12 protein-coding genes are annotated in these 13,343 nt (G+C 60.0%); 8 read left to right on the top strand and 4 right to left on the bottom strand.

Features of this window, described 5'->3' with window-relative positions:
- Window positions 1-339 precede the first annotated feature (339 nt).
- The gene (locus AC4FIA_RS15670) at window positions 340-927 is read left to right on the top strand and encodes a Hint domain-containing protein (RefSeq protein WP_490366625.1); all 588 of its coding nucleotides are present in this window, start codon (window positions 340-342) and stop codon (window positions 925-927) included.
- A gap of 15 nt (window positions 928-942) precedes the next feature.
- Here the strand turns inward: AC4FIA_RS15670 and AC4FIA_RS15675 are convergent, their stop codons facing one another.
- On the bottom strand, window positions 943-3,750 hold the full coding sequence (locus AC4FIA_RS15675; RefSeq protein WP_490366626.1) for a [protein-PII] uridylyltransferase: 2,808 nt from the start codon (window positions 3,748-3,750) through the stop codon (window positions 943-945).
- The gene (locus AC4FIA_RS15680; RefSeq protein WP_490366627.1) at window positions 3,710-4,897 is read right to left on the bottom strand and encodes a penicillin-binding protein activator; all 1,188 of its coding nucleotides are present in this window, start codon (window positions 4,895-4,897) and stop codon (window positions 3,710-3,712) included. The genes AC4FIA_RS15675 and AC4FIA_RS15680 overlap by 41 nt, the downstream gene beginning before the upstream one ends.
- 95 nt (window positions 4,898-4,992) lie before the next feature.
- On the opposite strand from AC4FIA_RS15680, the gene rsmI reads away from it, so the two are divergent.
- From rsmI to gshB, 3 genes are all read left to right on the top strand, one after another.
- On the top strand, window positions 4,993-5,859 hold the full coding sequence (gene rsmI / locus AC4FIA_RS15685) for a 16S rRNA (cytidine(1402)-2'-O)-methyltransferase (RefSeq protein ID WP_490366628.1): 867 nt from the start codon (window positions 4,993-4,995) through the stop codon (window positions 5,857-5,859).
- Window positions 5,846-6,247 (top strand): YraN family protein, encoded by a 402-nt coding sequence (locus AC4FIA_RS15690; RefSeq protein WP_490366629.1) that lies wholly within the window; start codon window positions 5,846-5,848, stop codon window positions 6,245-6,247. Before rsmI ends, AC4FIA_RS15690 begins: the two co-directional genes overlap by 14 nt.
- A gap of 80 nt (window positions 6,248-6,327) precedes the next feature.
- Entirely contained in the window at window positions 6,328-7,275 is a 948-nt protein-coding gene (gene gshB, locus AC4FIA_RS15695; RefSeq protein WP_490366630.1) for a glutathione synthase, read from the top strand.
- Here gshB and AC4FIA_RS15700 read toward each other — a convergent pair.
- Both AC4FIA_RS15700 and AC4FIA_RS15705 read right to left on the bottom strand, forming a co-directional pair.
- Entirely contained in the window at window positions 7,272-8,786 is a 1,515-nt protein-coding gene (locus AC4FIA_RS15700) for a YifB family Mg chelatase-like AAA ATPase (RefSeq protein WP_490366694.1), read from the bottom strand. The genes gshB and AC4FIA_RS15700 overlap by 4 nt on opposite strands.
- 66 nt (window positions 8,787-8,852) lie before the next feature.
- The gene (locus tag AC4FIA_RS15705; RefSeq protein ID WP_490366631.1) at window positions 8,853-9,722 is read right to left on the bottom strand and encodes a glutathione S-transferase; all 870 of its coding nucleotides are present in this window, start codon (window positions 9,720-9,722) and stop codon (window positions 8,853-8,855) included.
- 214 nt (window positions 9,723-9,936) lie between these two features.
- Here AC4FIA_RS15705 and AC4FIA_RS15710 point away from each other — a divergent pair, with 214 nt between their 5' ends.
- From AC4FIA_RS15710 to dut, 4 genes are all read left to right on the top strand, one after another.
- Complete coding sequence (locus AC4FIA_RS15710; RefSeq protein WP_490366632.1) at window positions 9,937-10,815, top strand: RNA polymerase factor sigma-32; 879 nt, start codon at window positions 9,937-9,939, stop codon at window positions 10,813-10,815.
- A complete protein-coding gene (locus AC4FIA_RS15715) occupies window positions 10,812-11,594 on the top strand; it encodes a ChaN family lipoprotein (RefSeq protein WP_490366633.1) in 783 nt (260 codons plus the stop codon). Before AC4FIA_RS15710 ends, AC4FIA_RS15715 begins: the two co-directional genes overlap by 4 nt.
- A 72-nt stretch (window positions 11,595-11,666) precedes the next feature.
- The gene (coaBC, locus tag AC4FIA_RS15720; RefSeq protein WP_490366695.1) at window positions 11,667-12,866 is read left to right on the top strand and encodes a bifunctional phosphopantothenoylcysteine decarboxylase/phosphopantothenate--cysteine ligase CoaBC; all 1,200 of its coding nucleotides are present in this window, start codon (window positions 11,667-11,669) and stop codon (window positions 12,864-12,866) included.
- A gap of 21 nt (window positions 12,867-12,887) precedes the next feature.
- Window positions 12,888-13,343 (top strand): dUTP diphosphatase, encoded by a 456-nt coding sequence (gene dut / locus AC4FIA_RS15725; protein WP_490366634.1) that lies wholly within the window; start codon window positions 12,888-12,890, stop codon window positions 13,341-13,343.

Consider the following 13,343-nt stretch of genomic DNA (forward strand, 5'->3'; position numbering starts at 1 on the left):
AAAAGAGCGAATTGGTATCAAAAGACAAAAAATGGTCACACTTCTGATCGTTGTTCGCCCAGCTTCACCGCCATTCATAGAACTTGCTAAGGCACAGTCTGTCCTAAGCTCTGTTTGGGGAAACAATAATAAGACTGACACGTGCTTTGCTCGGTAACGGGTAACAGTTTGTAACCTGCGCCGATTGTTTTTGGTGGGTAATAGGCAGGTTTAGCAGTGGACTTCTCAAACGCACAAAAGCTGGACTTTGATGTACAGGATTTCGAATTTCCTGTGCCCAGAGATCGCAAGAAAAACGCGTATGCAGCAACTTTATCACCGTTTTCGGAGCAATCCGGAATGGTGTGTTTCGCGGCCGGAACACAGATTCTGACGCCCCGTGGTGAAATTCCGATCGAATATTTGCGCCCCGGCGATCTGGTGCAAACCCGTGACAACGGCATCAAGCCGATTGTGTGGGCTGGTTCCAAGACACTCGACGCCAATACGCTGTCACGTGCGCCCTACCTTAAGCCCATCTCGCTAAGCCGTGGTGTGATCAACTCCAGCCAGCGTATGCTTGTCTCGCCCTTGCACGGTGTCGTCATGCGCCGCCGTAACGGGGATGAGTATCTGGTACGTGCGATGGATCTGGCCTGCATGCCGGGTGGTAAGGCCCGCGTGGCCGAGGGCATCAAAACGGTGACCTACGTGCACATCATGTTCGACCAACACGAAATCATGTTTGCCAACGCCGCTCCGGCAGAAAGCTTTTATCCGACCGAAACAACGCTTCACGCGATGGATCAGAAGAAGTCGGCTGAAATCTATGATCTGTTTCCGGCGCTTCAGCGCAACTCGACCCTGTCGGGCTACGGTGAAATGGCGCGCCCGATGATTGCGTTCAACGATCTACCCGAACACGAGCGGGCATTGGGCGGCTGGTAAGCCGCCCGCCGATCCTTAGGTCAGCGCCCGTTCAGAGCCTGCTGCGATCGCTTCGCGCAGCTTGTTTTCCAGAGACCGCTGTTTGCCTTCCGCATACATTTTCAGCCCGAACATGTCTTTGACATAGAAACTGTCGACCACCTGTTCGCCATATGTCGCGATCACCGCCGAGGCGATGTAGATGTTCTGGTTCGCCAAGGTGCGCGTCAGATCATACAGCAGCGCGGGCCGGTCGCGGGTATCCACCTCGATGATTGTGTAGATTTCCGACCCTTCGTTGTCGAAGGTGATAGATGTCGGCACCTTGAAGGCGCGTTCGCGTTTCTTGATCTTGTCCTTCGACTTGATCGCTTCGCGCGCCACAACCTCGCCCATCAGTGTCTTGCGGATCATGTCGCGCAGACGGGGCAGGCGGGCGGCCTCGTAGGGGTGGCCATCGGCATCCTGAATCCAGAAGGCTGCGGTGACGTAGCCGTCTTTCGTGGTGAAGGTACGGGCGTCTACAACGTTCGCACCAACCAAAGCCAAGGCGCCAGCCAGACGCGAGAAGATGCCAGGGTGATCAGTCAGCGCAAAGCAGGCGCGTGTCGCGTCGCGGTCCTCGTCCGGGTGCAGGTCGATGCGGATTTCGTCGTCGGCCAGATCCTTAAGCAGGTTGGCAAAGACCACATGCGCGGTGACGTGCAGGCCCTGCCAATAGGGCGGATAATGGCGCTGCGTTTCGGCGCGTATGTCTTTGCCGTCCCAATCTGCCAATTCTTCCCGCAGCAGCTTTTTCGCCTCGGTCCCGCGGTTTTCCCGGTTCAGTTCCTCAAGGCCGGTTTCCAGCGCACGGCGGGTCTGACGGTAAAGCGCACGCAGCAGCGCGGCTTTCCAGTTGTTCCACGTATCAGGGCCGACGCCGCGGATGTCACAGACCGTCAGCACACAGAGCAGATCCAGACGGTCCTTGGTTTGTACCGCCTTGGCAAAGTCGCGCACGGTGCGCGGGTCGGCGATATCGCGTTTTTGCGCCATGTCAGACATCAGCAGGTGATGACGCACCAGCCATTCCACGGTGGCGCTGTCCTTGGCCGACAGGCCCAGTCGCGGTGCGACCTTGCGGGCGATCTGTGCCCCCAGAACGCTGTGGTCTTCATCGCGGCCTTTGCCGATATCGTGCAGCAACAGCGCGACGTACAGAACCTTGCGGTTCACGCCTTCTTTCAGAATTTCAGACGCAACGGGCAGTTCTTCGACCAGATGTTCGTGTTCGATTTCGGACAGGTTCCAGATGCACTGGATCGTATGTTCGTCGACGGTGTAGTGGTGATACATGTTGAACTGCATCATCGCGACGATGGGTTCGAATTCGGGGATAAACGCCGACAACACGCCCAGTTCGTTCATCCGGCGCAGGGCACGGTCGGGGTTGCCGTGTTTCAGCAGCAGATCAAGGAACAGTTTCCGCGCATCTTTGTTGTTGCGCATCTCTTCGTCGATCAGATGCAGGTTGGCCTTGATCAGGCGCATCGCATCGGGGTGAACCAGCAGACCGGTACGCAGGCCTTCTTCAAAGATGCGCAGGATGTTCATCTTGTCGGCCAAAAACGCCTTGTCGTCTTGCGGCGCGATACGTCCGTGCACCACCTGAAAGCCTTTGCGGACACGCGGCTGGCGTTTGAAAATCCGCATGATCAGCGGGGCTTCTTTGGTGTGATCGGCCTCTAGCGATGTCAGCAGGATGCGGGTTACATCACCAACCGCCGTCGCATGGCGGAAATAGCTTTGCATAAAGACCTCGACGCCACGACGCCCGCCGCGATCCTCGAACCCCATGGCAGCGGCGACCTCGACCTGCATGTCAAAGGTCAGCTGTTCCATCGCGCGACCGGCGATCAGATGCAGGTGGCAGCGCACAGTCCAGAGGAACTGGTCCGCCTGACGGAAGGTTTCATATTCTTCAGGGCGGAACACGCCCATGCCCACAAGCCGTTCGGTGTTGTCGATCTGGTAGACGTATTTCGTGATCCAGTACAAAGACTGCAGATCGCGCAGGCCGCCTTTGCCCTCTTTCACGTTGGGTTCAACCATATAGCGCTGGCCGCCCTGCTTTTCGTGGCGGGCGTCACGCTCTTCCAGCTTGGCTTCGACGAACTCGCTTTCGGTGCCTTTGAACAGATCGCGCCACAGCTTGGTTTCCAGATCGCGGGCAAGGGCGCGATGGCCGATCAGATAGCGGTTTTCCAGCATCGCTGTGCGGATTGTGAAATCTTCGGCTCCAAGGCGGATACAGTCTTTGACCGTGCGGGACGCGTGACCGATCTTCAGCTTCAGGTCCCAGAAAATATAGAGCATGGATTCAATCACGCTCTCGGCCCATGCGGTGACCTTGTAGGGCGTCAGGAACAGCAGATCGACATCCGAGAAGGGCGCCATTTCACCACGCCCGTAGCCGCCAACGGCCATAACCGCCAGACGTTCGCCCTCGGTCGGGTTGGGGTTGCGGTGCAGGCGTTCTGTCGCGACCTCGTAGGTCAGGGTGACAAGGCAATCGGTGATCCATGTATAGGCATGGGTCACGCGGTGCGCTTCTAACGGTGTGTTTTTGAAAGCTTGGGCGATGACGTCGCGGCCCTTGTCGCGGGCTGCGCCCAGTACGGCCACGGTGGCCTTGCGTACGGCGCGTTCGTCTTCTGCGTCTTCGATGGCCGCCCACAGGTCTTTGCGGATGGCGCTCCGGTCAAAGATATCTTCGACCGGAGCAATTAGGTCTAGGTTCGGATTGTTAAGTGTTGCGGGCTCAGAAGCCTGCGCCTCCGAAAGAGCGTGGGGCTGGGTCAAGGATCACTACCTGTTGGTTCCGCACGGTAGCCACGCCCATGGCGCGCTGGTTCGTGCCGTTGTTCAACAGGCGGAATACACCGCTCGCCCCTTGGAAGCCAGCGCCTTGCGTCAGGGCCGAACGCGTCAAAGCGTCGTTGCGACCTTTTTTCAGCAGTGCGCCCACGGCGGCGACGCCATCAAACGCCAGACCGGCCAGCGCGTGGGGTTGTGCGCCGTAGCGCGCGGCGTAACGCTGCTCAAAGGCGGCGGTCGATGCATTGTCCGGAACCGCGAACCACGCGCCCTCGATACCCGGCAGTTTGAAACCGTCCGAACGCACATCCCAACGGGTGATGCCAGCGTATTGCGTCGATGCGGGCGAAACGCCCTGTTCCGGTGCCAGTTGCAGAACCACAGACAGGCCGCCATCCCAGCTGTCTGTCAGATAAAGCGAGTCAGCAGTGCCACCGGATGTCGCCGATTTCACGCGACCGATTGCGGCGGTCAGGCTTTCTGTGTTCAGCTCATAGCCTTCTGCTGCAACAACCTGCCCACCATTGCGCGTTGCCGCACCCTGTATCGCGTTGCGGCCAAGCTGGCCTGCTATGTTGTTCTGATACAGAACGGCGATGTTCTTTTTGCCGTTGCGGGCACCATAGCTGACAAGACGTTCGGCGGCGCTGTCAAAGGTCGAGCCCAGAATGAACAGGTTGCCGCCCGCAATCGTGGTGTTGTTCGAGAAGCTCAGAACATTCACACCTTCGTCGGCCACAGCTACGGCTGCTGCGTTGGCGGCTTCACCAAAGAGCGGGCCAAGGATCAGTTTCGCGCCTTCATCAACTGCGCGCTGTGCCTGCGCTGCCGCAGTGCCTGCACGACCTGCTGTGTCGTATACTTTCAGTTCAATATTTGCGCCCGGGATCTCGGTAATCGCTAGACGCGCCGCGTTCTCGAGGCTTTGCGGAATATTGCCGGTGTTGGGGTCGGATTGCGGAATCAGCAGCGCGATCTGAACGGTTTCACCCGATTTCAGATTCGGACCGCTGCCGCTATCGGACCCGCCACTGGGCAGCATGGTGACGTCACAGGCCGCCAGCGACAGCACGGCGCCAGCCGTCAAAATGCCGCGGATCGCCTTGCGGGCTTTGGAAAAACAGTTGAGCATGGTGAAAATGGATCCCCCGATATATGACGCGGGGCCGAAGGTGTCCGCGTCGTAAGACACGTTGATCTTAAAACAGCCGAAGGACAGGTCCAACAATGAATCCGGTCAACACGCGCCTCGCGCCCGGTCTTTACCTTGTAGCGACGCCAATTGGCAACGCTCGGGACATCACATTAAGAAGTCTGGATATCTTGGCAAATGCAGATGTTCTGGCGGCCGAAGATACGCGGTCTTTGAAGCGGTTGATGGAAATCCACGGCATTGCTCTGAACGGACGCCCCGTATTGGCCTATCACGATCATAACGGGGGCAAGATGCGGCCGCGGATCATGGCCGATCTGGCCGAAGGCAAATCCGTGGCCTATGCCTCCGAGGCGGGCACGCCGATGATCTCCGATCCCGGCTTTGATCTGTTGCGCGGCGCGATAGAAGAGGGCCATCCAGCCACCGCCGCGCCGGGGGCGGCTGCGGTAATTATGGCGCTCACGGTTGCGGGCTTGCCCACCGACCGGTTCCTGTTCGCGGGGTTCCTGCCGAACGCGTCGGGCGCACGAAAGAAAACACTGACCGAACTTGCAGGCGTTCCGGCAACCTTGGCGTTTTACGAGTCGCCCAAACGGATTGCAGGTATGCTGGGGGACGCCGCCGAAGTGCTGGGCGGTGATCGCAAAGCAGTGGTGTGTCGCGAATTAACCAAGAAGTTCGAAGAAGCGCGACGCGGGACGCTATCCGAGCTAGCCTCGTACTACGGGGATAACACCGCCAAAGGCGAAATCGTCGTGCTGATTGATCGGGGGCATTCGGAAAATATTAGCGAATCCGATGTTACGACAGCTTTGGAAGAGGCGCTGAAAACCATGTCGGTGCGGGATGCATCCGATTTTGTCGCAAAAATGCTGGGGCAGCCACGGCGCCCGATTTACCAGCAAGCCATGAAGATGAGAAACGATGACCATTCATGATCCGCAGATATCCCGACAGGCCGCTGAAAAGGCGATGCGCGGGATGTTGGCGTATCAGGCAGGACAATCTGCCGAACAGGGCGTTGAACGTCATTACCTTGAACGCGGCGGGGTGACTTTGGCACGACGCTGGCTTGGCAAGGCCGGCGAAATTGATCTGATCATGGATGATGGTGATGGCCTTGTGTTCGTCGAGGTCAAGAAAAGTCGCTCGCATGCCCGTGCGGCGCAGGCCGTGTCGCGGCGGCAGATGGAACGGTTGTGCCTTGCGTCGCAGGAATTCATGGATGCCAATGGTTACAGCGCGCTTACCAATGTGCGCTTCGACGTTGCTTTGATGGACGGGCAAGGTCACATCGACGTGATTGAGAACGCTTTCGGCGCCTGATCCTATTTCCGACACTTGGGGGCATTGCCTGTCCCGCCCGTCTGCGCCATGTATCTGGGGCGTAAAAAGCGGGGACCCCCATGAAGATCGCCTTTCAGATGGACCCAATCGGTCCGATCAACATCGACGCAGACAGCACATTCCGCATCGCCGAAGAGGCGCAGGCGCGGGGGCATGAACTGTTTTACTACACGCCCGATCATCTGGCCTTTGAAGAAGGCAAGATCACCGCACGCGGCCATTCGCTAAAGGTGCAGCGGGTCAAAGGTGACCACGCGATCCTCGGGCCGTTGGAAAAGGTCGATCTGGCAGATTACGACGTGGTCTGGCTGCGTCAGGACCCGCCGTTCGACATGCATTACATCACGACGACGCATCTGTTGGACCGCTTAGCGGGCAAGACGTTGGTGGTGAATGACCCGTTCTGGGTGCGGAACTACCCCGAAAAACTTCTGGTTCTCAGCTTCCCTGATCTGACGCCGCCCACGGCCATCGCGCGTGATCTGGAAACGCTCCGCGAATTCCGCGCCAAACATGGCGACGTGATCCTGAAGCCGCTTTACGGCAACGGTGGCGCGGGCGTGTTCAAGCTGGATGAAAACGACCGCAACCTGTCGTCGCTGCACGAACTGTTCACCGGTTTCTCGCGTGAGCCGCTGATTGTGCAGAAGTACCTGCCTGCGGTCAGCAAGGGCGACAAGCGTGTCATCCTTGTGGATGGTGAACCCGTCGGCGCGATCAACCGTGTTCCGGCCGAAGGTGAGGTCCGATCGAACATGCACGTGGGTGGCCGCCCTGAAAAGATCGCACTGACCGACCGCGACCGCGAAATCTGTGCCGCGATTGGCCCGCTTCTGAAAGAGAAAGGTCAGGTCTTTGTCGGCATCGACGTGATCGGCGACTGGCTGACCGAGATTAACGTGACCTCGCCCACTGGCATTCAAGAGCTTGAGCGGTTTGACGGTGTGAACATCGCCCAAAAGATCTGGGTCGCGATCGAAGCACGTTGCGCGGCGATGTCCGCCTAACTTTCCTTTGCCGACATGAGGCGGAAACTGAGTGCCTCGGCCAGATGTGGCCGGTGCACGCCCTCGGACTGGTCGAGATCGGCAATCGTCCGCGCCACCCGCATCACCCGATGATAGCCACGCGCGGACAGGCCGAACCGGTCCGCTGCCTGCACCAGCAGAATGCGCGCCTCGGCGTCCATTTGTGTGATCTCCTCCAATTCCTGTCCCTCGGCGTCTGCATTGGTGTGAACGCGCGCGTTCGCCGTAAAGCGGTTGGTTTGCAGATCACGCGCGGCAGCGACGCGGGCAGCAACGGTGGCCGAGGTTTCGCCGGACGCGGGCAAATCCAGATCGGCGTGGGTGACGGGCGGCACTTCGACCCGCAAATCAAAGCGGTCCATCAGTGGGCCTGAGATACGGCCCAGGTAATCCTCACCACACAGCGGCGCGCGGGAACAGGCGCGGGTGGCGTCGCCCATAAACCCGCATTTGCAGGGGTTCGCGGCAGCCATCAGCATAAACCGGCAGGGATAGCGCACGTGGGCGTTGGCGCGGGCGACCATGACCTCGCCCGTCTCGATGGGTTGACGCAGGGTTTCCAGAACGGTGCGGGAAAATTCCGGGAATTCGTCGAGGAACAGAACGCCGTTATGGGCCAACGAAATCTCGCCCGGTTTGGCGTTGCGCCCACCGCCCACGATAGCCGCCATGGATGCCGTGTGATGCGGTTCGCGGAAGGGGCGCGTGCGGCTGATGCCGCCGTCGTCCAGCAATCCGGCCAGCGAATGGATCATCGATGTTTCCAACGCCTCGACCGGTGACAAGGGCGGCAGGATGCCGGGCAGGCGGGCAGCCAGCATGGATTTGCCCGATCCCGGTGCGCCGACAAACAGCACGTGGTGGCGACCGGCGGCCGCGATTTCCAACGCGCGTTTGGCCTTTTCCTGCCCTTTCACATCGCGCAGGTCGCGGCCTTGGAAGGGTTGGCTGACTTCGCCTGCAGTGGCGGGCGACAGGACCGCGGCACCGGTGAAATGCCGAATCGCGTCGTGCAGGGAATTCGCGCCGATCACGCGACAGGCCTCGACCCACGCGGCCTCTGGCCCGCAGGCCTCGGGGCAGACCAGATCGCGGCTGTGTTCGGCGGCGGCCATGGCGGCGGGCAGGGCGCCCAGCACCGGAACCAAGGTGCCGTCCAATGACAACTCGCCCAAAGATACCGTGCCCGCGACCACATCCTTGGGAATGATTTCCAGCGCAGCCAAAAGGCTGAGCGCGATGGGCAGGTCAAAGTGCGACCCTTCCTTGGGCAAGTCCGCAGGCGACAGGTTGATCGTGATGCGTTTTGACGGAAGAGCGATTGACAGGGAGGATAGCGCAGATCGCACACGGTCGCGCGCTTCGGACACCGCTTTGTCGGGCAGGCCCACGATGGAAAAGGCGGGCAGGCCGGGGCTGACGGCGCATTGCACCTCGACCGAGCGGGCCTCGACCCCTTCGAATGCCACCGAATAGGCATGTGCGACCATCATGTTTCCCTGCGCGACCCTTATCGGCAAAGATCGCGCAAGGAAGGTTTCTGATTGGTTAACGGCTTAGAGCAGCGCCATGAACTGTGGCCATGCCTCGGGGTCGGCCACGGTTTTGTCGCGGCAGAAGTCGTTGCAGAAGCCGAAGATGCGGCCATCCAGTTCCAGCAGATGCGTGATAGGCAGGCCGGAGTAGGGGCAGGCATCGTTTTCAGGCGTGCCGCTGTCGACGGCCTTGGCGGCCAAGGGTGTCGGGCCGGGCCACGGTTTCTGCGGATAGTCGCGGGCGTACCACGGCAGATCAGCGCCTTTGATCAGGCCCATCGCGCGCCAGCGGCGGAAGGCACCGTCGTTCAGGTGTGCGTTGACGTAGTCCTGCGTCACTTGGCTGACCGGCAGGGAATAACCCGCGATCCGCGCGGCGACGGGGGCATAGAAGGCATCGGCGATTGAATATTCGCCACAAAGCCACGGGCCGTTGCGGCCGAACTTTTCGCGCGCCATGCCGAAGATCAGATCAATCCGCGCTAGATCGGCCTTCAGGTCGTCAGACACAGGGCTTTCGGAATAGGCGACGCGCATGTTCATCGGGCAGTCATTGCGAAGCGTGCCGAAACCGGAATGCATTTCGGCGGTCAGGGCGCGGGCCACTGCGCGTGCGGCGGGGTCGGCGGGCCAAAGGTTTGCGGCGGGGTAGCGGGTTGCCAGTTCTTCGGCGATGGCAATGCTTTCGCCCAGAACGTCACCGTCTTCTGTCACCCAGATCGGCACGGTTTTGGCGGGCTCATAGGCCTTGACCTGTTCGGCCACGCTTTCGTCGGCAAAGAAATCCAACAACGTAACTTCGGCCGGAATGCCAAAGCGGCGGAACAGCAGCCAGCCGCGCAAAGACCAGCTTGAATAGGCGTAGTCACCGATAATCAGTTTATTCGTCATAAGAACCCCTTTCATGGTGGGGCGAGTCTAGTCGCCTGAATAATTAAAGAAAAATTCAACTTTGTGGGAAGCACCATCAAAATCTGTGAAGGGTCAATATCACGAAACCGTTAGTGCCACATGTTTTTGCGAAACCAAAACTGATCCGACTGCGTTCCTCTTGCGTAAAGGTAACGAAAACAAAAATCGCTTACACACCCAGGGGAGAACGCCAATGGCACTGGATGCGTTTAACGATCAGACGCTGTCACGCCGCGCAATGAAGGCTGAATTGCTGGATGCCGAGACAGAATTAAAGCTTGCTTACGCATGGCGCGATGAACGCGACGAAGCCGCGCTGCACCGCTTGATCACCGCCTATATGCGACTGGCTATTTCCATGGCTGCCAAGTTCAAACGCTACGGCGCGCCGATGAATGATCTGATCCAAGAGGCAGGTCTTGGCCTGATGAAAGCCGCTGACAAATTCGACCCTGATCGCGGTGTGCGTTTTTCGACTTATGCAGTCTGGTGGATCAAGGCATCCATTCAGGACTACGTGATGCGCAACTGGTCCATGGTGCGCACAGGCTCTACCTCTTCCCAGAAATCGCTTTTCTTCAACATGCGCCGTGTGCAGGCCCGTCTTGAGCGTGAGGCCGCAGCCGCAGGCGAGACGCTGGATAAACACCAGCTGCGCCAGATGATCGCGACCGAGGTCGGCGTGCCGCTCCATGACGTTGAGATGATGGAAGGCCGTCTGTCCGGTTCTGACTACTCCCTGAACGCCACCCAATCGACCGAGGATGAAGGCCGCGAATGGATCGACGCGCTGGAAGATGACTCGGCGCAGGCCGCTGAAACCGTGGAAGAACGCCACGACAACGACCAACTGCGCGAATGGCTTTTGTTCGCCATGCAGCAGTTGAACGACCGCGAACGGTTCATCGTCCGCGAACGCAAATTGCGTGATGATGGTCGCACCTTGGAAAGCCTTGGCAACGAACTGGGCCTGTCTAAAGAACGTGTCCGCCAGCTTGAGGCCGCCGCCTTTGCCAAGATGCGCAAAAGTCTTGAAGCACAGTCGCAAGAGGTGCATGCATTCCTGCTATGAGGCATTGGATCATAGCAGCATGTGTTCTGGCACATCCCGCGTTTGCGTTGGATGTGCCCCGCGCTGACATCGTGTTTCTGGGCGAACAACACGACAATCCCGAACACCACCGTTTGCAGGCGCAGGCGGTGGATTTTTTATCGGCCAAGGCGTTGGTCTTTGAAATGCTGACCGCCGAACAGGCGGCGCGGATCACGCCGGAACTGTTGGGCGATGAGGCCGCATTAGAACAGGCGCTGGGCTGGAACGACAGCGGCTGGCCCGATTTTTCGATGTATTACCCGATATTTGCGTCAGCCACGGGCGCGGCATTCTACGGCGCGGCGGTGCCACGGGAAGAAACGCGTGGCGTGTCCGATCAGGGATTAAGCGTCGTCTTTGGCGACGGGGCAGAGCGTTTTGGTCTGGACCAACCGCTGCCCGCCGATCAGCAGGACACGCGCGAGGCGATGCAGATGGCGGCCCATTGTGACAAACTGCCGGAACAGATCCTGCCCCTCATGGTCGATATCCAACGCCTGCGTGACGCGCGTCTGGCTGAACAGGCCTTGCAAGCGCTGCAAGATACCGGCGGGCCGGTCGCGGTGATCACTGGCAACGGCCACGCCCGCAAAGACTGGGGCGCGCCGTATTACGTCGCCTTTGCCGCGCCGGATGTCAGTGTCGCCAGCCTCGGGTTGGGCGAAGAGGGCGGTGCGCCGGATGGGGGCTTTGACACCGTGGAAAGCACCAAAGGCGTGGACCGTGGCGATCCTTGTGCGGCTTTCGACAAATCGTGACCGCCTTTCTGGCAATTGAGTTTCGCGTTCCAGCCCCGTAACAAGATGGGGAAACAACTGGCGGGCATCGCGATGCTGCAAGGCAAACGTATTCTTTTGATCATCGGCGGCGGGATCGCGGCCTTCAAATCGCTGGACTTGATCCGGCGTTTGCGCGAACGCGGCGCCTCGGTCACGCCTGTCCTGACCAAGGCCGCGACCGAATTCGTGACGCCCCTGTCGGTGTCGGCGCTGGCCGGTGAAAAGGTTTACACCGATCTGTTCGATCTGACGGATGAGGCCGAAATGGGCCATATCCAGCTTAGCCGCGTCGCCGATCTGGTGGTGGTGGCCCCAGTGACCGCCGATCTGATGGCCAAGATGGTGGGCGGTCATGCCAATGATCTGGCCTCGACCCTGCTGATGGCCACCGACACCCCTGTGCTGATCGCGCCGGCAATGAACGTGCGCATGTGGGATCACCCCGCGACCCAGCGCAATCTGGCCCAGCTTTTGGCCGACGGCATCATGGTCACAGGCCCGAACGAAGGCGACATGGCTTGCGGTGAATTCGGCCCCGGCCGCATGTCGGAACCGATGGAAATCGTCGAGGCGGTGCAAAACGCGCTGTCTGATGGGCCATTGAAGGGCAAGCGCATCGTCGTCACCTCTGGCCCGACGCATGAACCGATTGATCCGGTGCGCTACATCGCCAACCGGTCGTCCGGTGCGCAGGGCACCGCGATTGCCAGTGCGCTGCGGGCGCTTGGTGCGGATGTGGTGTTCGTCACTGGCCCCGCCGATGTGCCGCCGCCGCAGGGTGTTGAGGTGATCAAGGTCGAAACCGCGCGCGAAATGCGTCAGGCGGTGTTGGACGCGCTGCCTGCCGACGCGGGTATATTCGCCGCCGCCGTGGCCGATTGGCGCGTCGCGACCGAGGCAAAATCCAAGATCAAGAAAACCAAAGACGGCCTGCCGACACTGGAGTTTGCCGAAAACCCCGACATTCTGGCCGAAGTTTCCCAAATGACCAAAGGCCGCCCGCCGCTGGTTGTTGGCTTTGCCGCTGAAACCGATGACGTGATCGCCAATGCCACCGCCAAACGTGCGCGCAAGGGCTGCGACTGGATCGTGGCCAACGATGTGTCGCCCGCGACGGGGATCATGGGCGGATCGGAAAACGCCGTGACGCTGATATCAGCCGACGGGTCCGAGGCATGGCCGCGCATGGGCAAAGACGCCGTGGCGCGTCAACTGGCCGACCGTATCGCCGCCCATCTGGGCGCAGACTGAACCAACAGAAAGACAACTGCCGTGGTGACAATTCAATTCCTTTGGGATGAAGGGGCGGATCAGTCCCTTGGCCTGCCGTTCTATGCAAGTGACGGGGCGGCTGGGGCCGACCTGCGTGCGAACATGCCGGACCGCGGCGAGATCACGCTGGAACCCGGTGGCCGCACGCTGGTGCCCACTGGCCTGCGCATGGCGATCCCGGATGGGTACGAGGTCCAGATCAGACCGCGCTCGGGGCTTGCGTTAAAGCACGGCATCACGCTGCCCAATTCGCCGGGCACCATCGACAGCGACTATCGCGGGCCGTTGGGTGTGATCCTTCTGAACGCAGGAACCGAGCCCTTTACCATCGCCCACGGCGACCGGATCGCGCAGATGCTTGTCGCGCCGGTTTTGCGCGCCACTTTTGTAGAAGTGGCCGCGCTGGATGATACCACGCGCGGCAGCGGTGGCTTCGGGTCGACTGGAAAGGGTTGA

The organism is Thalassococcus sp. (assembly GCF_982780845.1).